At 60.4% G+C, this 20,486-nt stretch carries 20 protein-coding genes; 5 read left to right on the forward strand and 15 right to left on the reverse strand.

Annotated elements, in window-relative coordinates:
• Position 1 precedes the first annotated feature (1 nt).
• Positions 2-292 (reverse strand): PepSY domain-containing protein, encoded by a 291-nt coding sequence (locus AAY24_RS10995; RefSeq protein WP_046861236.1) that lies wholly within the window; start codon positions 290-292, stop codon positions 2-4.
• Positions 293-604: 312 nt separating this feature from the next.
• On the opposite strand from AAY24_RS10995, the gene AAY24_RS11000 reads away from it, so the two are divergent.
• Complete coding sequence (locus AAY24_RS11000; RefSeq protein WP_046859716.1) at positions 605-817, forward strand: hypothetical protein; 213 nt, start codon at positions 605-607, stop codon at positions 815-817.
• 34 nt (positions 818-851) lie between these two features.
• On the opposite strand, the gene AAY24_RS11005 is transcribed toward AAY24_RS11000, so the two are convergent.
• Positions 852-2,240 (reverse strand): DUF3482 domain-containing protein, encoded by a 1,389-nt coding sequence (locus AAY24_RS11005; RefSeq protein WP_046859717.1) that lies wholly within the window; start codon positions 2,238-2,240, stop codon positions 852-854.
• A 2-nt stretch (positions 2,241-2,242) separates the two neighbouring features.
• The gene (locus tag AAY24_RS18540; RefSeq protein ID WP_052761199.1) at positions 2,243-3,583 is read right to left on the reverse strand and encodes a DUF2868 domain-containing protein; all 1,341 of its coding nucleotides are present in this window, start codon (positions 3,581-3,583) and stop codon (positions 2,243-2,245) included.
• 134 nt (positions 3,584-3,717) lie between these two features.
• On the opposite strand from AAY24_RS18540, the gene AAY24_RS11015 reads away from it, so the two are divergent.
• The gene (locus tag AAY24_RS11015; RefSeq protein WP_199930351.1) at positions 3,718-4,506 is read left to right on the forward strand and encodes a spermidine synthase; all 789 of its coding nucleotides are present in this window, start codon (positions 3,718-3,720) and stop codon (positions 4,504-4,506) included.
• 40 nt (positions 4,507-4,546) lie between these two features.
• On the opposite strand, the gene AAY24_RS11020 is transcribed toward AAY24_RS11015, so the two are convergent.
• Positions 4,547-6,421 (reverse strand): DEAD/DEAH box helicase, encoded by a 1,875-nt coding sequence (locus tag AAY24_RS11020; protein ID WP_046859719.1) that lies wholly within the window; start codon positions 6,419-6,421, stop codon positions 4,547-4,549.
• Between the two features lie 226 nt (positions 6,422-6,647).
• Here AAY24_RS11020 and AAY24_RS11025 point away from each other — a divergent pair, with 226 nt between their 5' ends.
• Complete coding sequence (locus tag AAY24_RS11025; protein WP_234422160.1) at positions 6,648-7,319, forward strand: 2OG-Fe(II) oxygenase; 672 nt, start codon at positions 6,648-6,650, stop codon at positions 7,317-7,319.
• Between the two features lie 55 nt (positions 7,320-7,374).
• On the opposite strand, the gene AAY24_RS11030 is transcribed toward AAY24_RS11025, so the two are convergent.
• The 3 genes from AAY24_RS11030 to AAY24_RS11040 form a co-directional block, all read right to left on the reverse strand.
• On the reverse strand, positions 7,375-7,911 hold the full coding sequence (locus AAY24_RS11030; protein WP_046859721.1) for a YaeQ family protein: 537 nt from the start codon (positions 7,909-7,911) through the stop codon (positions 7,375-7,377).
• An 80-nt stretch (positions 7,912-7,991) separates the two neighbouring features.
• The gene (locus AAY24_RS11035; RefSeq protein ID WP_046859722.1) at positions 7,992-8,729 is read right to left on the reverse strand and encodes an HAD family hydrolase; all 738 of its coding nucleotides are present in this window, start codon (positions 8,727-8,729) and stop codon (positions 7,992-7,994) included.
• 170 nt (positions 8,730-8,899) lie between these two features.
• Positions 8,900-9,226 (reverse strand): DUF4389 domain-containing protein, encoded by a 327-nt coding sequence (locus AAY24_RS11040; RefSeq protein WP_046859723.1) that lies wholly within the window; start codon positions 9,224-9,226, stop codon positions 8,900-8,902.
• A 193-nt stretch (positions 9,227-9,419) separates the two neighbouring features.
• Between AAY24_RS11040 and AAY24_RS11045 the strand changes: the two genes are divergently transcribed.
• Positions 9,420-11,399 carry a bifunctional DedA family/phosphatase PAP2 family protein gene (locus tag AAY24_RS11045; protein WP_046859724.1) on the forward strand — a complete coding sequence of 660 codons (1,980 nt, stop codon included), beginning with the start codon at positions 9,420-9,422 and terminating at the stop codon, positions 11,397-11,399.
• A gap of 24 nt (positions 11,400-11,423) precedes the next feature.
• Here the strand turns inward: AAY24_RS11045 and AAY24_RS11050 are convergent, their stop codons facing one another.
• The 3 genes from AAY24_RS11050 to AAY24_RS11060 are packed head-to-tail and all read right to left on the reverse strand — an operon-like array spanning position 11,424 to position 13,950.
• The gene (locus AAY24_RS11050; protein ID WP_046859725.1) at positions 11,424-12,053 is read right to left on the reverse strand and encodes a flavin prenyltransferase UbiX; all 630 of its coding nucleotides are present in this window, start codon (positions 12,051-12,053) and stop codon (positions 11,424-11,426) included.
• Between the two features lie 9 nt (positions 12,054-12,062).
• Positions 12,063-13,430: a UDP-N-acetylmuramate:L-alanyl-gamma-D-glutamyl-meso-diaminopimelate ligase gene (gene mpl, locus AAY24_RS11055; protein ID WP_046859726.1), complete on the reverse strand. Its 1,368-nt coding sequence runs from the start codon at positions 13,428-13,430 to the stop codon at positions 12,063-12,065.
• Between the two features lies 1 nt (position 13,431).
• Positions 13,432-13,950: a hypothetical protein gene (locus AAY24_RS11060; RefSeq protein ID WP_052761200.1), complete on the reverse strand. Its 519-nt coding sequence runs from the start codon at positions 13,948-13,950 to the stop codon at positions 13,432-13,434.
• Positions 13,951-14,103: 153 nt separating this feature from the next.
• On the opposite strand from AAY24_RS11060, the gene rnd reads away from it, so the two are divergent.
• Entirely contained in the window at positions 14,104-15,267 is a 1,164-nt protein-coding gene (gene rnd, locus AAY24_RS11065) for a ribonuclease D (RefSeq protein ID WP_046859727.1), read from the forward strand.
• A gap of 23 nt (positions 15,268-15,290) precedes the next feature.
• Here rnd and lnt read toward each other — a convergent pair whose 3' ends face one another.
• From lnt to miaB, 5 genes are read right to left on the reverse strand one after another with little or no spacing between them, the layout of a single operon-like run.
• On the reverse strand, positions 15,291-16,787 hold the full coding sequence (lnt, locus tag AAY24_RS11070) for an apolipoprotein N-acyltransferase (RefSeq protein WP_234422161.1): 1,497 nt from the start codon (positions 16,785-16,787) through the stop codon (positions 15,291-15,293).
• A gap of 4 nt (positions 16,788-16,791) precedes the next feature.
• Positions 16,792-17,652 carry an HlyC/CorC family transporter gene (locus tag AAY24_RS11075; RefSeq protein ID WP_046859729.1) on the reverse strand — a complete coding sequence of 287 codons (861 nt, stop codon included), beginning with the start codon at positions 17,650-17,652 and terminating at the stop codon, positions 16,792-16,794.
• A complete protein-coding gene (gene ybeY, locus AAY24_RS11080) occupies positions 17,649-18,113 on the reverse strand; it encodes an rRNA maturation RNase YbeY (RefSeq protein ID WP_046859730.1) in 465 nt (154 codons plus the stop codon). The genes AAY24_RS11075 and ybeY overlap by 4 nt, the downstream gene beginning before the upstream one ends.
• Before the next feature lie 3 nt (positions 18,114-18,116).
• Positions 18,117-19,124, reverse strand: a complete 1,008-nt coding sequence (locus AAY24_RS11085) for a PhoH family protein (RefSeq protein ID WP_199930352.1) — start codon at positions 19,122-19,124, stop codon at positions 18,117-18,119.
• On the reverse strand, positions 19,121-20,467 hold the full coding sequence (gene miaB, locus AAY24_RS11090; RefSeq protein WP_046859732.1) for a tRNA (N6-isopentenyl adenosine(37)-C2)-methylthiotransferase MiaB: 1,347 nt from the start codon (positions 20,465-20,467) through the stop codon (positions 19,121-19,123). Before miaB ends, AAY24_RS11085 begins: the two co-directional genes overlap by 4 nt.
• Positions 20,468-20,486: the final 19 nt, after the last annotated feature.

A 20,486-nucleotide genomic window follows, 5' to 3' on the forward strand; every position in this document is an offset into this window, starting at 1 on the left:
CTCAGTCGTCCTGCTCGCGCTTCAGCAGTTCACCGGTCACCGCATCCAGCTTCAATTCCCACACTTTGCCCTGCTCATCCAGCAGTTCCACTTCATAGATTACACTCTTTTTCTTCTGCTCCAGTTTGATCTCCAGCAGACGACCGGGATACTCGGCACGGACATTTTTCAGAATCTCCTCCAGGGGCAGGATTTCACCCGACTCAAACAGCGCCTTGGCCCGTTCATGATCACCATCCGCAACCACCCACAGGGGCAATAACAGCGCCAGAGCTATCACTATTCGTTTCATCACATCACCTCTCTCCCGCAGGTTGCGCGGGGCGCGGGCAATCGGCATCCCGAAAGTTCTGCAGCGGGCAGGCCTTGCCAGTTTTATCTAGGATTAAGAATAGCCCGGACAGCTGAACTGAAGCTGAAAGCTGACCGATCAAACCGGTTTATCCTCCGTAACCGGAGGTATTTTCTGCGGCCGATCTGGTAAGTGTACCGGGCCTGATCTAAGCTTCTGTTTATGCAGCCCTGAAACTTCACCTTTAGGAGCGCATCACCTCTTGAAGTAACACGATGATGTGGCCCCGCTCATCCGGAGTAGGAGCTAACCATGACCACCACTATAACCAGTACTTTCACCTCGATGGAGACTATCCGTAACACCATGGAAGATCTCCTGGCCAACGGTATCGAACGGGAAAAGATGTTCGCTGACGACGCGCATACCGAACTGAAAATCATGATACCGGACGATATCCAAAACGAAGTGATAGAGATCATTCAACGCCATAAACCGATCGAGACGGTATCTTATCATCGCTGACCCGGGTACCGCCTGGCGGGACTATCTCATCGGGCTAGGCGGTCAGCTGTTGGTAGATCCAGGCCCGCAACTGTTCCGCCGCCTGGCCCTGCGGCCCCTGCCTGACCAGCTGTTTACACTGTTTCAACAAGCGGATCTGGACTTTCATCTCCAGTGACTGCATGAAATGATCGCCCGCCTGGTGAATCGTCAGACGCTCCCGGTCGGCATGGCTGCGGGCCAGCATGGCCCGGGCGTGACTCAGGGCCCGTCCCAGGATGACAAATGCGAAGTTGGGATCTTTGACCGGCCCTAACAGATGCTGCTCAGCGCTGAACTGGAGCCAGGCTGGCAACTGCTGTTTGAACCAGTCCAGCCCGAGCCAGCCCGAAACTCCCCCCAGCACGCCACCCCCGATCGCGCCGGCAAACAGAGAACTGCCACCCAGCCCCGCATCCGCCAGCAGCCCCAGGGTGGCGCCGGCCGCAGCGCTGACCAACACCAGCTGTTTTTTCTCCAGCCCCCAGAGCGTCCACTGAGACTCATCCATCAACTCACTCTGGCGCACCTCCAGCCGGGCCAGATCGGACTCCAGTCGATGGTAGAGAAACAGCGCCTCCAGCTGTTGCTGACCGTCCCGCTCCAGCCAGTTCAGGTGCTGGTTGAAGCGGCTGATCTCGGCCGGCAGCAGTTCCGGCAGCTGCTCCCGGGCAGCCTGCTCCAGACGGCTGCTGGACTGCTGATAGGTGAGCAACCGGTAGAGATTCTCCACCAGGATACGGGCAGCCTGCTCCAGTTTCTGCCGGCGATACTGCTCCAGCTGCTCGATCGCCTGATCAAATATCCGGCCCGGCCGGGAATCCAGCTCACCGAAACTGCGCAGCAGTTGCAGATGCTGGTCAAAGCTGGCGTGCAACGGGTCAAACTGCTTCACCAGGCTGAAATACTGGTTCAGCGCCTGCTGCCACTGGGCCACGTAGGCATCGCCCCCGATCGGGTTGATCAGAGCCAGCCGCGGCCGACCGGTCCAGCGCAGGATCTCCATCTCCGTCTCATACTCCGGGCTGTAGGGCAACGACCCGTCCACCACGTAGATGATCCCGGCGCCAGCCACAATCGGTTTCAGCAACTCCACTTCGTCAAAGAACTGGCCGGAACTCCTGAACTGTTCAACGAATTCCGCCACCCGGGCGGGCCGCTGATCCGCCGGTAACTCCTCGACCCTCAACCAGGCCAGGCATTTGGCGGCGCGCTGGAAACCGGGCGTGTCCACCAACTCAAACACGGTCTCTCCATCCAGCTTGAGACTGAAGTGCTGAGCCACCCGGGTGGTGCCGGAAAGGGGCGATATATGCACCTGGTCGTTCTGGGTCAGGGCGGACACCACCGACGACTTGCCCTTATTGGGGTGTCCCACCACTGCCAGGATCGGATAGTCAGCCATGGTCAGCTCCGGCCGGGCACATTTTCACTGACCAGGTGCACCCGGTCCGGTATCTGTCGCATAAACGATTTCCATGACTGAATCAGCTGGCTCTGGCGCGCAGCGGCCATTCCCTCCAGCGGCACCGGCCAGAGAAACAGGCGGCTGCGCTGTTGCGCCAGCAACTGGCAGAGATCGGCCAGCTCACCCGTGGGCGGTTCCCACCCTTTGCAGAGCAGCAGCAGGGGTTGGTCCGGGAGGTTGGCGAGGGACGCCTGGACAGACTCCGGGGCGGTGGAGCTCTCCACTTCAATCCACCGGGTCCCGGCCCCTCCGCCCACCAGTTGTGCACGCAACGGATTGATCAGTTCTTCGGGCCAGATACCCCAACAGACGATCTGCCCGTAATGGCCCGTGAGGGACTCCATTTCGGTGGCTGGATTGTCGCCCTCCCGCTGTTCCACCGACTCCATCTCCTGGTCCACCAGGCCGGTGGTGAGACGCTGCCAGAGGCCGCTGATCAGGGCATCACGATCCCGCACCCGCACCAGCATCCGGCTCAGGCGCAGACGCGCCAGGGCGGTGGTAACCAGGCGCGGCAACAACACGTAGACCAGCAGGCACATCAGCAGGAAGCGCCACCACTGGCCGAACAGGGCCGGCTGCTCGACCGCCAGCGGGGCGGCACGGAAGTAGTGGGTCTGCTCAATCAACTCCACCGTCGGGACCGCCGCCGGCCAGACTGTCGACCAGGGCCAGGCCAGCAGGCTGGTGATCCGGTGCACCAGCCCACTGCCCAGATCCAGGGTCGAGGACCAGCCGAAGGCGAGGTCGGTCATCAACAGATAGAGCAGAAAGGCGATCAACATACCCAATGAGAACAGCAGTGACAGTTGCTGACCCAGGGCGATCAGGGTCGGCTTCAGCAAGGCTGTCAACCCGGCCGGCACCTCCCCCGGGAGCAGGCGGTGCATAACCAGTGTGCGCAGGGGAAACGGCACCTGTGCGGAGGTAAAAAAGAGTGCCAGCAACCACCAGGCAAAAGGCAACACCACTGCGAAGGCGATAAACCAGAGCAGATTGATACGTTGAAACGGCTGAAACGCAAGCAGCCCGGACATCAGGACAAAACCGATCACCAGCGCCATGGCAGAGGCACCAAAAACAGACAGATTGATCCCCCCGCGGGGCATCCCTTCCCACTGCCCCAGCCAACCCTGCAAAAGCTGCCAGGCTGACTGCCGGGGCTGTGTAAGGGCCCAGCTCCGATCCCGTTTGTGCAGGGTCTGCCAGTCGATGGAGCGTTCGCTCTCCAGTCGCCGGCGCAGGCGCATCAGCAACAGGCTCTTTTCCCAGATGTTCATGTGATCGGTTTGGCGGACCTTGATATGGATTGATTCGACACCATAACGGGCAGGTTATCACAGGGCATGAATGATTCCAGCCTGTTGCGCCGACTGTTACCATGGCCGGCATCTTTCCAGCCTCGAGACCAACCATGCCCCACAACGGAGAACTGCTGTACCACTGCCGGGACGAGTGGGGAGGCCTATCGGTCTATCAGGAGAGTAATCGGCGCATGCTCTGTTTCGGCAACCAGATCGAACAGAGTTGCATCGATATTCACCAGCCGGCCCGGCTCTGCCATCCCTATACCCAGGTGATGATGCTCGGATTCCTGCTGGCGCCCAACGCCACCCACTGCACTCTGCTGGGACTGGGTGCCGGCGCACTGGTCCAAGCGGTACTCACCCACTATGCCCTCTGCCGGATCGATGCGGTAGAACTGCGCCCCCGGGTGGTGGAGCTGGCCCGGGAGTGGTTTGCATTGCCCGAGGAGAGGCGGCTGCGCCTGCACCACAAAGACGCCTGGGAGTACCTGAGCCATCACCCGCTCCCTACCGACCTGCTGCTGACCGATCTCTATGTCAGTGACGGAATGAACGAGTTGCAGGCCCAGCAGCAGTTCCTGGCCGCCTGCCGCAGCGCACTGAAACCGGGCGGCATCCTGGTCGCCAACTACTGGCTGAAGAGCCCACTCACCAGCCACGCCCTCAATGAGGCGTTACAGAACGTCTTCGATCAACAAGTGGTCACCCTGAGCATACCGGATGGCAACTGCATCGCCTTCGCTTTTGATGCCGGCATACCACGACTGCATGGCAAACGGTTTATTCAGGCGGCGGAAGTATCGGGAAAGCTCATGGACATCCCGCTACAAAGACACGCCCGGGCACTGCTGCATGAGAATCGACTGGCCTTTCGCTGTTCACGCCGGACAGACTGAGGACCATCGGCAGGCCCGGTTGGCCCCGGGATCGATACAGTCAGGTTTCGACCGGGCTCGCGGCCGGCTCGCTCTCCGCTTCTACTTCACGCAGTTGAGCCACAAAGTCGGTCTCCCGATGGCTGGTAATCAACAGCTTTTCGGTAGAACGGGTCATAGCCACGTAGAGCAGTTTAGCCTCCGCTACCGGATCGGCATCCCTGCTCGGCATGTAACCCACCCCGGATACCGCCACTAACGGAAACTCCAGCCCCTTGCTGCTGTGCATGGTCATCAGTTTGACCTGCTCTTCTCCAGGCTTGAAGCGTTTTTTGCTGGTGGAGTCCCCGAGCCACTGGCAGGGTACGCCGGCGTCAACAAATTCACTGTGCAGGCGCTCGCCCATCCAGTTACTACGATAGGTGACGCACATCTCTGACCAGGGCAATTCACGCTCTTCATGCAACCGTTTGAACAGCTGCACGATATAGCACACCTCGCCTTCATAGTTATTGAACAGTTTCACCACGGGCGGTGGACCGTGTCGTCCGACTGACTGGGGCTCCACCAGCGGCACATGGTCCTCGTCCCGGTCATCCGGACTGAGATAACGGGCGGCAAACCGGTATGCGAACTCCAGTATCTCTTCGGTGTTGCGATAGTTGAGTTTCAGCACCGTGGTCCGGCCACGCGCCTGCACGCCGACACTGGAGAGACTGAAATCGAGCTGACTCTTCTTGCTGTAGATCGACTGGGCATCGTCGTACAACAGCAGCAAAGAGTTGCTCTCCTGATCGACCATATTGACCACCAACCGCAACCACTCCGGCTCAAAGTCGTGCCCCTCATCAATCATTACGGCACCGTACTGCTGCCTGGGAATCCGACCCTGCTCGGTCGCTTCGATCACCGCCTCCACCAAGCGGTCGTAATATCCATCTCCCGATTCCGGACGTTCCACATGGTAGGTGCGCAACTGCTCTCCGCACCAGTCGTGAAAGTGGTAGACATTGACCTTGTCCGATACCCCCCGCTCCAGCATCAACTCGCGCAACCGGGCGGCCAGGGTGATGTTGTAGCAGAGCACCAGGATTGGCTTGTGCAGCAGCTTGGCGAGATAGAGACAGCGGTAGCCGAGAATCAGGGTCTTACCAGAACCCGCCACTCCATGAATCACCCGATGCCCCTCGCCAAGACTGCGTGCCAGTAACTCCTGTTGCATATCCATCACCTTGACCAGATCAGGTACCAGGGTATCCACATCTGCAGTTTCCGGATCGCTGCCAAACAGCTCCTCCTGAGCGTCGGTGTTGATACGCACCTCCGGGAACAGGTGCCAACGGATACGATCAATCTGCGGCAGACTCAACGGTTGTGAAAACTGGACATTGAACATGTCCCATAACCGGCTCTGAAACGCCTCCATCTCCACACTCTCCACCATCTCATCCTTACAAATGGTCTGGTGCGCAGGCAGCACTTCCCCCAAATCAGTGGCGTCAAACTGCTTCCGGGTAATGTTGCTCAACACCACGCCATAACCGTATGGCATAGCCAGGTGGCCCTTGTAGCGACCTGCTTGGACCACCAGTTGCGGATCCTTCTCCAGCCGGTTGATCAACTGATAAGTACACTGGCGAACCTGCTCCAAGGGATTGCAGACAACTTTCACACCACGCGGGGTGATCAGAGTAGCGGAGGCCCGATCCATTTTCTGGATCGTCTCCAGTTTCCAGTCCTTCACCTCCAGCAACAGGAGACCGCGCAACGGGTGCAGAATAATGAAATCCGAGTAGCGCTGTCGTCGCCCCACCGGTAGCTCATACCAGCAGAGATAGTCCTCTTCCAGGTGGGTTCCCAAGCGCCAGGCGAAACGCTTCTCACCCGCCTGCATGCGACCGATACAACTATTGAGTGTGGGTATCAGACTTGCCATGTCTCACTTGCTCCCGAAGTGACTACCTGGATAACAGCGGCATATCCCGCCAAAACTTGCGCGACAGGAATTAAAATACAGCAAGCCCGTCATAGACGCTACTGGCCGGGCAGGCCGGGCAATGGACACTCGGGTAAAAAATAGTCTTGGCTAACACAACCATCCGGGCATAAACTGACACCATGCCCGACGTCCCCCCTGCCGGGCAGTCATGGAAAGGACACACTTGATACCAGAGAATTCCGATTTTAACGCCGCCGCACCGCCGGAAGATGACGGTCTGTTCGAGCGTATCGCCTGCGGTCTTGAGGATCGCGGTCATGTTATTCTGCCCGCGGCGCTACCCGAGCCAATTGCTGCCGCCCTGCTGCAATACCTGAGCCAGCAGGAGCAGGATCGGTTTCACCGGGCACGCATCGGGCGCGGAATCGAACAGACCCGCAATCAGTTCGTCCGTCGGGACAAGATTGTCTGGATGGACCCGGCCCACCCGCAAGCCGACGCCTGGTTCAACTGGACCGATCGTCTGCAACGTTATCTGAACCGGCGACTGTTTCTGGGCCTGTTCTCGTTCGAGAGTCACTTCGCCCACTACCGGCCTGGGGATTTCTACAGGAAACACCTGGACGCCTTTCGCGGTGAGTCCAACCGGGTGCTCAGCCTGGTTACTTATCTGAACCGGGGCTGGGAGCCCGATCAGGGCGGCGAACTGGTTATCTACGCCCCGGACGACGGCGCTGAGATTACCCGGGTGATGCCCACTTTCGGCACCCTGGTGATCTTTCTCAGCGAAGAGTTCCCCCATGAGGTCCTGGCAGCCGAACGGGATCGCTACAGTGTGGCCGGCTGGTTTCGGGTTAACGGCTCCATCAACCGGCAGATCGACCCGCCACGCTGATCGCCTATTACGGAATCGACACGCCAGGTCGAACCGGTTACGCCCGTAATCGGCGTTAACGCTCCTGCAGGCACAACCACTCCACTTCAACTTCCCCCGCTTCGGTTGCCACATAGGCTGAGTCGCCGCTGATGGTGACGGAGAAGGTCATGGTTCTTTGCACCAGCTCAGCCAATTGGCTGATAGCACGAGCATCGAAGCGAAATACCGATACCGGCAGGGCCGCGAGCTTTGCCCGGGACTGATCCCACCAGACATCCGACTTGGCGTTGAAGCTATAGACCTTGACCTGCTTCGCCAGTCGCGAGGCCTTTTTAATCCGTTCCACCGCCGGTTCCCCCACATCAATCCACAGCTCCAGCTGATCGTCCAGGGTACGCTGCCAGATATCCGGTACATCGGGTTCTGATAACCCCTTGGTAAACAGCAACGACTCCTGCGCATTCAGACAATAGGCCATGACCCTGGCCATCATCCGTTGCGGATTTTCCGACGGGTGCTGTGCCACCGTCAGATTCAGGGTGTCGTAGTGGTGGCGATTGGTATCGGACAGATTGATGGTGAATTTGTAAATGGTTGGCTTCAGGGCCATATCTCATCCTTCGTGAAATCGCCCTGGTTCGGGCTGATTGGCAGATGGGGAAAATAACAGCTTAACGACAGGTCGCCGAATCATGCATCCTGTAATCGGCGAATCAATGCCGGTATTTGGCTCGGGTGTGCCACCGTGTGGTGGGGCGTAATCCCCAGGCCGGCATCCAGCGACTGCTGATGTTGCACCCAGATCGAGGGGATAGAACTGGCCTGGGCACCGGCGATGTCCGCCGCCAGGCTGTCTCCCACATGGATCGCCTCGTGGGCCGCGCAATTGGCCAGCCTGAGTGCTTTCTGAAAAATGGAGCGGGCCGGCTTCTCCTCCGGCTCCTGTCCCCCGATAATGATGTGATCCACCCGTTCTGCCAGATTGACCGCCTCAATCTTGGGCACCTGGGAGAATACCGGACCATTGGTGATCACCACGGTGGTGAAAGAGTCACGGGCTTCGGCCAGAAAGGCCTCGATACCGGGAAAGAAATCGAAGGCAGCCAGCCGATCACGATCGAACTGATTCTGCAGACGCTGCGCAGACGATTGACCCGCCTCCGCCACACCCAGCTCGGCCAACAGATCAATCATCAGTTGCACGCGAAACCCGTCTTCTCCCTGCTGCTGGATAATGGGTAGATAACGTGCCCGCTGGCTATCACTCCAACGACGATAGAAACCGGTCTCATATCGCTCGGCAAACAGCACACCATCCACACCGAACTGCTCGCTTACCGTCCCGGCCAGACGCGCCTTGGCCAGTTCAGTGGCTTTTCGCGTGTCACAGAGAGTCTCATCCAGATCGAGAAAAATCGCTTTCAGCACTTAAACATCCCGCCAATATATACTTGGCAACCCTTTAATGTGATTGCTACGCTGACGCCTTATCGGCAAACAACAGACCGACTAAATTGACCTGTTCCATCTTATCACTCACGACTCAGGTTTATATCAGTCGGCAGGCCACCAAAATTCAACCCGGATTGTCGACAACTTCACTGCCCGTCCTGGTACTCCATATCCTCTTCCAGCAGGGGCGACGTTTCCCGGGGAGCGGCGTTGTTCCAATCGTCAAAAGGAAACGGTTTGTGCTCGGTATTAAAAACCAGGAACTGGGTAATATCGTACAGATAGGTGCTGAGTCCCTGGCCAAATTTTCGTAACGGCTCATTGGGCTCCTTATTGATGGCGACGAGAATGAACTGCACCACCGCTACAGCAAAAACGATCCCCTTGGCCAGACCGTGGATAATCAGAAACAGCAGCATGTAGAGACCGCGTATCCAGATCTTGTTATTCGACGGGGTTACTTCTTGATTCATGTTGCACTTCCTCTCTGCAGCGGGTCTTTAAGCTAAAATGGGCCTTCGCCGGATGAATCTCAATAGCCTATTCAATCCTACTTGCAGTTGGCTGTCGATGGAAACCGGCAACCGGGTGCGGCAGACAGATGCAGATCAGTCACGCAAAACAGGCTAGACTAACCGCTTCTGCAGAAACACAACCCACGGACTGATGACCGAGTTTTTTCAACAGATCCTGGAGTGGGTGACACTCCACCCCGGCTGGTCCTACAGCGTCATCTTTTTCATCGCCATGGCCGAATCGCTGGCCATTATCGGGCTGATTGTGCCCGGCGTTGCCATTATGTTCGGTATCGGTGCCCTGATTGCCAGCGGCGCCATCGCCTTCTGGCCCGCCATGGGTTGGGCAGTAGCCGGGGCGGTCACGGGTGATGGCCTGAGCTTCTGGCTGGGGCGTCATTACCAGCAACGCCTGACCACTATCTGGCCCTTCAACCGGTACCCCGAATCGTTACAGCGCGGCGTCGATTTTTTTCAGAAGTATGGTGGCAAAAGCGTAGCGCTGGGTCGTTTCTTCGGCCCGATCCGGGCCGTGATTCCACTGATCGCCGGCATGTTGGGCATGACCCCGTTGCGCTTCGTGATCGCCAACGTGCTCTCGGCCCTGGCCTGGGCACCGCTCTACCTGTTGCCGGGCATCGTCTTCGGGGCCTCCCTGGAACTGGCTTCCGAAGTGGCCATGCGGCTGGTGATCCTGGCCCTGTCACTGTTGGTTATCGCCTGGTTGGTCTACAACCTGATCCGTTGGCTGTTCCGGCGCCTGCACCCCTATACCAGTGGCTGGGTGCAGTGGTTGATGAGGTGGGGCCAGGCCCACCCGGTGATGGGTGAGATCGCCAGCGCCCTGGCCGATCCTGACCATCCGGAGACCCGGGGCCTGTCGATCCTGGCCAGCCTGCTGGTGATCACCTCCATTCTGTTTGCCCTGCTGGTCGGCCTGCTGCCCGAGGGCGGCATGCATACCCTGCCCGACCTGACCGTCCTGCAGACACTGCAGAGCCTGCGTTCACCCTGGGCCGATGAGTTGATGGTCTATTTCACCCGACTGGCCGATACCGGGGTGATTCTGACCCTGGCGGTGGGGGTCTGGCTGTTCCTGTTTTTCAGCGGCCATCGGCGTACGGCCAGTTACTGGCTGGCTGCGGTACTGTTCAGCAGCCTGGCCGCTTTTCTGTTAAAGCTGGGCATGCAGGTTTCCCGCCCCGATATTATCGTGCAGAGTCCCGACTCCTTCTCATTCCCCAGCGCCCATACCCTCTATTCGGTGGTGCTGTATGGGTTCCTTTCGGTACTGATCGCCCGTCCTCTGTCGGATCGCTGGCGTTGGCTGCCTTACAGTCTGGCCGGCCTGCTGATTCTGGCCGTGGCCATGTCGCGGCTCTATCTGGGTGTGCACTGGCTCTCCGATGTGGTCGGCAGTATCACCCTGGGGCTGGCCTGGGTCGCCCTGCTGGGCCTCGCCTACCATCGTCATGCAACCCGGGAGACCCAATGGCGGCAACTGCTGCTGGTGGCACTGCTACTGACCAGCGGCGCATTCGGTGTGGAGACAGCACTGCACCATGAGCGAAACATGGCCCATTACCAGCCGGTCCGGACAATCCAACTGATCCCGGAGCATCAGTGGTGGGGCAACGGACCTACCGCCCTACCGGCGTTTCGTGCTGATCTGCGAAACCGTGCGGATCACCCGCTGAATCTGCAATTTGCCGGCTCACTGGACTGGCTCAGCCAGCAGTTGAACCGTGCCGGCTGGCACGATGCTATCCGGTTGAATAGCACCGACTGGCTCACACTGCTCTCACCTGCACAACCGCTGCAGGCTCTGCCGGTGCTGCCACAGGTGCATGACGGTCGCCACGAGGCGCTGCTGTTGCAGAAAACGCTGCCACATGACCGACGACTGGTGGTGCGCCTCTGGCCCACTGACTTCCAGTTGGCGGGAATCAATACTCCGGTCTGGGTCGGTAATGTCAGCGAGCAGCAGCGGGTAACCTTGCTGGGCCTGCTCACTTACGCCCAGACGGCGCAAAACTTCGATCAGGCCCTGGCAGAGTTACGCCAGGACCTGCGCCCGCTGGTGAACGGACAACTTAAGGATGCAGGCAGTCTGCTGAAGATCCGGCAGTAGCCGGCGCAGCCTGGAAAGGGGTTGTCAGGTTGGGGAAGCGTCGCCACCCCAGGGACGGTTGAGTGAGTTCTCAATGCCCAGATGACCCAGCAGGCGCGCCACCATGAAGTCGATCAACTCTTCAATGGTAGTGGGACGGTTATAGAATCCGGGACTGGCTGGCATGATCACCACCCCCAGGCGGGAGAGTTTCAGCATGTTCTCCAGGTGGATGGGAGAAAAGGGTGTCTCCCGCACCATCAGAATCAACTTGCGCTGCTCCTTCAGCACCACATCAGCGGCCCGTTCAATCAGGTTATTGCTGGCACCGCAGGCAATCGCCGAGAGTGTACCGGTGCTGCAGGGACAGACCACCATCGCCCCCGGGGGATTGGAGCCGCTCGCCACCGGCGCAGTCCACTGCTCCCGCCCGAACACCCGCAACTGCCCCGCCGCCGCTCCGTAGCGCTCCCTCAGGATCGCCTCCGCTTCGGTGGCCCGGGAAGGGAGCGTCAGACCGGTCTCCATCGGCATCACCACCTGGGCCGCCTTGGAGATCATCAGGTAGACGGTCCGCTCGGCCTGCACCAGGCACTCCAGCAGGCGCAGCGCATAGGGCGCCCCGGAGGCACCGGTAATGGCCAGGGCGATGGGTTTGGCGGCTTGATCGGTCATAGCTGAAGATTAGCTCCTGGCCGACAGGGCATCCAGCAGTCGCTGGTGGATCTGCTCGAAGCCGCCGTTGCTCATGATCAGCACCCGGTCACCCGGCGCCACCTCCGCCACCAGGGCCTGGATGATCTCCTCCACACCCCGGAACACCCGTCCCCGCTCACCCAGGGGGGCGAACACCGCATCGGCATCCCAATCCAGCGCAGCCGGGGAGTAGACCAGCACCCGGTCTGCAGCGGCCAGCGAGGCCGGCAGCTGGGCGGCATGCACCCCCATACGCATGGTATTGGAACGGGGTTCCAGCACGGCAAAGATACGCGCCTCGCCCACCTGGGCACGCAGGCCGCTGAGGGTGGTTTCGATCGCGGTCGGGTGGTGGGCGAAATCGTCGTATACCTGAACGCCATCCACCTCGCCACACAGCTCCATACGCCGTTTTACATTACGAAACTCCGCCAGCGCCTCCATCGCCACCGCCGGTGTCACGCCCACATGGCGGGCCGCCGCAATGGCCGCCAGGGCATTGCTGATGCTGTGTTGACCGGTCAGCGCCCAAGCCACCTCGCCGATACACCTGCCCTCGTGCAGCAGATTGAAGCGACTGCCATCGGGCGTCAGGGGCTGGGCCGCCCACTGGGCGGTGGTGTCACCGGCGGAGAATCTCTCCAGCGGGGTCCAGCAGCCCATCGCCAGCACCTGGTCCATGGCCGTTTCATCCTTGGGCGCTATGATCAGACCACTGCCCGGCACGGTACGCACCAGGTGGTGAAACTGACGCTGAATCATGGCCAGATCATCAAAAATGTCGGCGTGATCGAACTCCAGGTTGTTCATCACCAGGGTACGGGGGTGGTAGTGGACAAACTTGGAACGCTTGTCGAAAAAGGCGGTGTCGTACTCGTCCGCCTCCACGACGAAAAACGGCGTGTCCCCAATACGGGCCGAGAGGCCGAAGTTGAGCGGTACGCCGCCGATCAGAAACCCCGGTCCCATGCCGGCATACTCCAGAATCCAGGCCAGCAGACTGGCGGTACTGGTCTTGCCGTGGGTGCCGGCCACCGCCAGCACCCACTTGTCATGCAGTACCTGCTCCGCCAGCCACTGGGGACCGGAGGTGTAGGGCAGGCCCGCATCCAGCATATACTCCACCGCCGGGTTACCCCGGGACAGGGCATTGCCCACCACGACACAGTCCGGGGCAGGCATCAGGTGGGCCGGATCATAACCCTCCCGCAGCTGAATACCCGCCGCCTCCAGCTGGGTGCTCATAGGCGGGTAGACATTGGCGTCGGAGCCACTCACCTCGTGGCCGAGCGCCCGGGCCAGCAGGGCCACCCCACCCATGAAGGTGCCGCAGATACCGAGGATATGGATATGCATCTCAACTACTCCTTGAGAAAAACAGTTCTACCAGCCAGTTGATCAGCATGAAATAACCGATGGATAGCAACATACCGTTGCCAAAACGGATCTGGAAAGTGTGTCGCAGGATGTGTCCCACCACCACCAGCCCCCAGATCACCAGTACCACGTAGAGCAGCACGCCCAGCCCGCCCATGGGTGATACCCGGGGGTCGTCACCGATCATCAGCTGCACCGGCATGGCCACCAGGTTGATCAGCACACCACACCCGAACAGGGCGCTGATGGCCTGATTAAAGCGCCCGACCCGGCGCTGGTAATTCAGGGCCAGCCGCAGCAGCAGGGCCAGCAGGGCCAGATCCATTGACTGGGCCAGCAGGGCCGGCACCATGCTGCCGAAATTGCCCACAATCACAATGGTGCCGGTCAACAGATTCAGGAACAGGGTCAGATTCACCAGAAAGGTCGCCGCCGGCAAATCCTGCGGCGCGGCCCGCAGCAGACAGATATCCACGTACAGATTGATTAACCTTTTCACCAGCGCCCTGCCCTTCTGTTAAGACGACCATCTTCCGGGCCCGCCCGGGCCGGGACAAAATCTGCCCCATCATACCGTTTGACCGAAAACAGACAAACCAAAGAGATAGATTTGTTATGCTTGCCCCACACTTCGCAGCCACAAATGGTCCCCATGCTGGAACGTCACATACAAACTGAACAACAACTGATCGAGCTCTGTACACAATTGGCTCACAGTCCCTGGCTCGCCCTGGATACGGAATTCGTCCGGGAGAAGACCTACTACCCGCAGTTCTGCCTGCTGCAGATCAGCAACGGCGAGATCGCCGCCACGGTCGACCCGATCCAGATACAGGAGCTGCAACCGCTGCTGGATTTGCTCTATGACGACGCCATCATCAAGGTGTTCCACGCCGGCTATCAGGACCTGGAGATCTTCTACAACCTCTGGGGCAGGCTCCCGACGCCACTGTTCGATACCCAGCTGGCCGCCTCCCTGCTGGGTCTGGGGGATCAGGTGGGTTACGGCAACCTGGTCGAGCAACTGCTCAATCACACCCTGGAGAAGGGACACTCCCGTACCGACTGGTCACGCCGCCCACTGGACGAGGCGCAGTTACGCTATGCCCTGGACGACGTGATCTACCTGGGCGATATCTACATCAAACTGACCGGGATGCTGCGGGACGCAGGACGGGAAGGCTGGTTACAGGATGACTTTGACCAGTTGGCCAATCCCGACACCTACCGCAACCCGCCCCAGGAGGCCTGGAAACGGATCAAGGGACGCCAGCAGCTGAAGGGCGTCCAGCTGGCGGTGCTGCAGGGGGTGGCGGCCTGGCGCGAACAGGAGGCGCAACAGGCCAACCGGCCGAAACGCTGGATCCTGAAGGACGAAGTCCTGACCGACCTGGCCCGACGTCAGCCGAAAAGTCTGGAGCAACTCTCCAGGATCCGCGGACTGGAACCGGGCGTGATCAAGCGGCGCGGCGAACTGTTGCTGAAACTGATTGCCGATGCCCGGGCCCTGCCCCGGGAACAGTGGCCCCGGGACAAGCGGCGCATTATTCGCCTCACCCCCAACCAGGAGGCCCTGACCGACCTGCTCTACAGCTGTCTGCGCCTGCTGGCGGAACAGAACAACATCACCCCGGCTGCTCTGGCCAACCGTAAGGAGATCGAGTCCCTGGTGAGCGGCGAACGGGAACTGGATATCCTGCGCGGCTGGCGCCGCACCATTGCCGGCAACCGGCTGCTGGAGGTACTGGCGGGCAACTGCTGGCCCGAACTGGAGAATGGGCAGCTGGTGCTCTCCACAACGACCACCCCCGACTGAGCCGGCAGCGGTGTAGAAGAAATTTAACCGGAACGGACAGCGCGCGCGCCAGCCACAAGCAGTATCAGAACCGACAACAACACCACCGCCCAGTTGCCCACCCGCACGTAGGGGGTCATCCCCTGCATGGGCAGGATCTCACCACTCAGTACATCCTGCTGAAAGGCCGGGGAGAAGGCCAGTACCCGGCCTTTCGGGTCGATCAGCGCCGAGATGCCGGTATTGGTGGCGCGCAGCAGGTAACGGCCAGTCTCCAGGGCACGCATACGGGCGATCTCCAGATGCTGACGGGGTGCCAGGGAGTCGCCAAACCAGGCATCATTACTGGCGTTGACCAGAAAAGCCGCCTGCGGCAGCGCCTCCGCCACCTCTTCGCCGAAGGCGTCCTCATAGCAGATCGAGATACCGGCAGCATAACCGGCCACCCGCAGCAGCGGTTGGGGTGAGTCACCGGGGGTAAAATCGGACATGGGGATCTGCAGCCAGTCGATCAGCGGTCGCAACCAGCCTTTCAGCGGCATGAACTCCCCAAACGGCACCAGGTGGCGCTTGGCATAGCTGCCCTGCTCATGCCCGAGGCTGATCATGCTGTTGTAGTAAGCGCCGCTCTCGGTGTCCCACTCCGGTATACCGATCAGCAGAGCGCTCCCGTTGGCTCTCGCCTCCCCTGCCAGGGGCTGCAGGAACGGCTCATTCACCTGGTGGGCAAACGCCGGCACAGCGGTCTCCGGCCAGATAATCAGGTCACTCTGCCAATGCTGGCGGGTCAGACCGGTATAGAGTTCCAGGGTCGGTTGCAGCGAACCCCGTTTCCACTTCTCCTCCTGGGCGATATTGCCCTGAATCAGGCTGACCCGCAGCGCTGCCCCGGCCGGCTCGGTCCAGGCCACCTGGTTCAACAGCGGACCGCCACCCCATAGCAGAGCCAGGCCACCGGCCAGCCAGAAACGCCCCCAGACCGCGGGGCTCAGCAGGCACAACAGCAGCGCTACGCTCAACATCACCAGCCAGCTGACGCCATAGACCCCGACCAGCGGCGCATAGCCACCCAGGGGCGCATCGATCTGGGAGTAACCCAGCAGCAGCCAGGGAAAGCCGGTAAAGATCCAGCCCCGCAGCCACTCTCCCAGCACCCAGAGTGATGGAATCACCCCGAACAACCAGACACCACGACCGCGCCACAACCGCACCGTGAGCCAGCCCACCAGGCCGTAATAGAGGGCGATCGCCAGCACAAACAGCAGGGTAATGGCGATCGCCGCCAGGGTTCCCATGTTGCCGAACTGGTCGATACTGATGTGCAGCCAGAACACCCCGAATCCGAGCAGCCCGATGCCGTAGGCCCAGCCGCTCTGGAAGCCGAACCGGGGCGTTCCGTCCCGCCACAGCCCCAACAGCAGCAAAGGACCGAGCAGGGCCAGGGGATAGAGGGAAAAGGGGGCGAAAGCAAGCACCGTCAAGGCGCCCGCCCCGAAGGCGACTACCAGCCGTAACGGGGATGAGGTTCGCAGACGCTGCACCAGGCTAATGGGCACTGTCCGGTTGGGGCGATAGCAGCCGGATGTTCAGCAGATGGATGCGCCGGCTGTCGGCCCGCAGTACTTCGAAGCGGAACCGGTCTATCTCTGCCACTTCACCGCGCTTGGGCAGGTGTCCCAGGGATTGGGTCACCAGGCCGGCGATGGTGTCGAACTCCTCATCCGGAAAACTGCTATCGAAGTAGTCATTGAATTCATCGATCGAGGTCACCGCCTTGGCGGTGTATTCGGTGTCGCTGCGCTTCAGGATGGTGGTTCCTTCATCGAAATCGTGTTCATCCTCGATCTCGCCGACAATCTGCTCCAGCACGTCCTCGATGGTGACCAGGCCGTCGGCGGCACCGTACTCGTCCACCACAATAGCCATGTGGCTGCGGCTGGCGCGGAACTCGTTGAGCAGCACGTTGAGCCGCTTGCTGGCCGGCACAAACACCGCTGCCCGCAGCACGTCACGGATATCGAAACGCCGTTTCTGTTCGCCAAAGTAGGTCAGCAGATCCTTGGCCAGCAGAATACCTTCCACTTCCCCCTTGTCATCACCGATGACCGGGAAACGGGAGTGGGCAGATTCGATAACAATTGGCAGGATCTCTTCCAGTGGTGCATCCCGCTCGATCACCACCATGTGGGCCCGGGGGATCATGATATCCCGGACCCGCAGTTCGGAAACCTGCAGCACCCCCTCCATCATGGAGAGAGCATCGGTATCCAGCAGGGCGCGGCTTTTGGCGTCCCTGAGCAGTTGTATCAATTGGTCTCGGTTTTCCGGTTCGTTGCCGAAGGTCCGTAACAGCTTTTTCAGCCAGGACCTGGACAGCGAACCGCTGGTAGTGCCGTCGCTACTCATAGTTCCCTTTCAGATTGGTATGGATCGGGAAATCCCAGGGTTGCCAGGATCTCCACTTCGAGGCTCTCCATGGTTTCGGCCTCCTCTTCATTAATATGGTCAAAGCCGAGCAGATGCAACACCCCGTGCACCAGCAGGTGGGCCCAGTGCGCTTCCAGCGGTTTCTGCTGCTCGCGCGCTTCATCCTCCACCACCGGGGCACAGATCACCAGGTCACCCAGCAGATCGCTCTCAACCACGTCCGGGGCCTCGAAGGGGAACGAGAGCACATTGGTAGGTCGATCCTTGCCGCGATACTCCCGGTTGAGCTGCCGGCTCTCATCCCGATCCACAATACGGACCACCAGTTCCGCCTGTTCCAGACGCCCCTCCAGGGCGGCTTCGACCCAGGCCTGAAACTGCATCACACCGGGCACATGCTCACACGCCACCACCCGCTGGAGTTCCAGTTGCAGGTTCATGGGTCAGGCCTTCTGTTTGTCGAACTGATCGTAGGCGCTCACAACCTGCTGCACCAGGGGATGGCGCACCACATCGCGGGCGTTGAAGAAGGTGAAGCTGATCCCCTCCACCTCCTTGAGCACCTCAATCGCCTGGCGCAGCCCCGAGACCTGCCCCCGGGGCAGATCCACCTGGGTCACGTCACCGGTGATCATGGCGGTGGAGTTGAATCCGATACGGGTCAGGAACATCTTCATCTGCTCCGGCGTGGTGTTCTGTGCCTCGTCGAGGATAATGAAGGCGTCATTCAGGGTGCGGCCCCGCATGTAGGCCAGTGGGGCCACTTCGATCACATTGCGTTCGATCAGCTTGGCCACCCGCTCAAAGCCCAGCATCTCGTAGAGGGCGTCATACAGGGGGCGCAGGTAAGGGTCGATCTTCTGGGACAGATCCCCGGGCAGGAAGCCCAGGCGTTCCCCCGCCTCCACCGCTGGCCGCACCAGCAGAATGCGGCGCACCTGGTCCCGTTCCAGGGCATCCACGGCACAGGCCACCGCCAGGTAGGTCTTGCCGGTACCAGCCGGACCGATGCCGAAGTTGAGATCGTGTGTCACCGCTTTGTGCAGATACTCCTGCTGGTTGGCGCCCCGCGGCCGGATCAGGCCCCGCCGGGTCTTGATCACCACTTCGGGCACGCTGCTCTCGGCCAGTTCCCCCAGCAGGGCGTCGATGCCCGAGTCCTGCAGATAGAGGTGCACCGACTCCGGGGTCAGTACCTCCTGCCGGGCCTGGCGATAGAGCGCCTGCAGCACTTCGCCGGCGGCGGCAATCGCCTCCGGCTCACCCAGCAGCTTGAAATGGTTGCCACGATAATTGATCTCGATACCGAGCCGACGTTCGATCAGACGCAGATGTTCGTCCAACTGACCACACAGGTTGGCCAGTAACTCATTGTCTTCCGGCGTCAGGGAGAGTTCGAGGGCTTTGGGATGGACAGACACGGATTCAGTCCTGGAAGCAGCCTTGCTCATGCGGATTGGGCCAACCCCTCATCGATAAGTTCGCCCCGCAGAGAGTTGGGCAGGGCTTCGGTGATACGGATATCCACGAACTGGCCGATCAGCCGCTCGGGACCGTCAAAATTGACAACGCGATTGTTCTCGGTACGCCCCGCCAGTTGCCGCTGATCTTTCTTGGCATGCCGTTCCACCAGCACCCGCTGGACACTACCCACCATGCGCCGGCTGATCTGCTGCGCCATCTCGGTAATGCGGCGCTGCAACCGCTCCAGGCGCGCCTGTTTCACCGCCAGCGGCACATCATCCGGCAGTTCGGCAGCCGGCGTCCCGGGACGGGCGCTGTAGATGAAGCTGAAGGAGTGATCAAAGCCGATCTGCTCGATCAGGTTCATGGTGTGTTCAAAATCCTGTTCGGTCTCGCCGGGGAAGCCGATAATGAAGTCGGATGACAGGCTGAGATCCGGGCGCAACTCCCGCAATCTGCGGATCTTGGCCTTGTAATCGAAGGCGGTGTGACCCCGTTTCATCATCGCCAGCACCCGGTCAGAACCACTCTGGACCGGCAGATGGAGGTGACTCACCAGCTCCGGCACTTCCCCGTAGACGGCGATCAGGCTGTCGGAGAACTCCATTGGATGGGAGGTGGTGAAGCGGATCCGGTCAATCCCGTCGATAGCGGCCACGTACTGAATCAGCAGGGCCAGGTCGGCAATCGAGCCGTCATCCATCAGGCCGCGGTAGGCGTTCACATTCTGGCCCAGCAGATTGACCTCCCGTACGCCCTGTGCCGCCAGGCTGGCCACCTCCGCCAGTACGTCGTCAAACGGGCGGCTGATCTCTTCGCCCCGGGTGTAGGGTACCACGCAGAAGGTGCAGTACTTGGAGCACCCCTCCATGATCGACACAAAAGCGCTGGGACCGTCAGAACGGGGTTCCGGCAGCCGGTCAAACTTTTCGATCTCAGGGAACGAGATATCCACCACCGGCGCCCGGTCACGCCGGGCGGCATCCAGCATCTCCGGCAGGCGATGCAGGGTCTGGGGACCGAACACCAGGTCCACGTAGGGCGCCCGCTCCCGGATCGCCTCGCCCTCCTGGCTGGCCACACAACCGCCCACACCGATCACCAGATCCGGACGCTGCTCCTTCCAGGGCCGCCAACGTCCCAGCTGGGAGAACACCTTCTCCTGCGCCTTTTCCCGTATCGAGCAGGTGTTAAGCAGCAGCAGATCGGCCTCTTCAGGCCGGTCAGTCAGGGTGTAACCATGGGATTCCCGAAGCAGATCCGACATCTTGTCGGAGTCGTACTCGTTCATCTGACAGCCAAAAGTCTTGATATAGAGTTTGCCGGGCATACGATTCGTACAAAATTCA

The sequence above is a fragment of the Sedimenticola thiotaurini genome (assembly GCF_001007875.1).
In the GTDB taxonomy this organism is placed as follows: Bacteria; Pseudomonadota; Gammaproteobacteria; order Chromatiales; family Chromatiaceae; genus Sedimenticola; species Sedimenticola thiotaurini.

What these genes read in the sequence shown, in the direction of transcription:
- AAY24_RS10995 (WP_046861236.1), bottom strand. Translation starts at nt 292, where the DNA reads ATGAAACGAATAGTGATAGCTCTGGCGCTGTTATTGCCCCTGTGGGTG.
- AAY24_RS11000 (WP_046859716.1), top strand. Translation starts at nt 605, where the DNA reads ATGACCACCACTATAACCAGTACTTTCACCTCGATGGAGACTATCCGT.
- AAY24_RS11005 (WP_046859717.1), bottom strand. Translation starts at nt 2,240, where the DNA reads ATGGCTGACTATCCGATCCTGGCAGTGGTGGGACACCCCAATAAGGGC.
- AAY24_RS18540 (WP_052761199.1), bottom strand. Translation starts at nt 3,583, where the DNA reads ATGAACATCTGGGAAAAGAGCCTGTTGCTGATGCGCCTGCGCCGGCGA.
- AAY24_RS11015 (WP_199930351.1), top strand. Translation starts at nt 3,718, where the DNA reads ATGCCCCACAACGGAGAACTGCTGTACCACTGCCGGGACGAGTGGGGA.
- AAY24_RS11020 (WP_046859719.1), bottom strand. Translation starts at nt 6,421, where the DNA reads ATGGCAAGTCTGATACCCACACTCAATAGTTGTATCGGTCGCATGCAG.
- AAY24_RS11030 (WP_046859721.1), bottom strand. Translation starts at nt 7,911, where the DNA reads ATGGCCCTGAAGCCAACCATTTACAAATTCACCATCAATCTGTCCGAT.
- AAY24_RS11040 (WP_046859723.1), bottom strand. Translation starts at nt 9,226, where the DNA reads ATGAATCAAGAAGTAACCCCGTCGAATAACAAGATCTGGATACGCGGT.
- AAY24_RS11045 (WP_046859724.1), top strand. Translation starts at nt 9,420, where the DNA reads ATGACCGAGTTTTTTCAACAGATCCTGGAGTGGGTGACACTCCACCCC.
- AAY24_RS11050 (WP_046859725.1), bottom strand. Translation starts at nt 12,053, where the DNA reads ATGACCGATCAAGCCGCCAAACCCATCGCCCTGGCCATTACCGGTGCC.
- mpl (WP_046859726.1), bottom strand. Translation starts at nt 13,430, where the DNA reads ATGCATATCCATATCCTCGGTATCTGCGGCACCTTCATGGGTGGGGTG.
- rnd (WP_046859727.1), top strand. Translation starts at nt 14,104, where the DNA reads ATGCTGGAACGTCACATACAAACTGAACAACAACTGATCGAGCTCTGT.
- AAY24_RS11075 (WP_046859729.1), bottom strand. Translation starts at nt 17,652, where the DNA reads ATGAGTAGCGACGGCACTACCAGCGGTTCGCTGTCCAGGTCCTGGCTG.
- ybeY (WP_046859730.1), bottom strand. Translation starts at nt 18,113, where the DNA reads ATGAACCTGCAACTGGAACTCCAGCGGGTGGTGGCGTGTGAGCATGTG.
- AAY24_RS11085 (WP_199930352.1), bottom strand. Translation starts at nt 19,124, where the DNA reads ATGAGCAAGGCTGCTTCCAGGACTGAATCCGTGTCTGTCCATCCCAAA.
- miaB (WP_046859732.1), bottom strand. Translation starts at nt 20,467, where the DNA reads ATGCCCGGCAAACTCTATATCAAGACTTTTGGCTGTCAGATGAACGAG.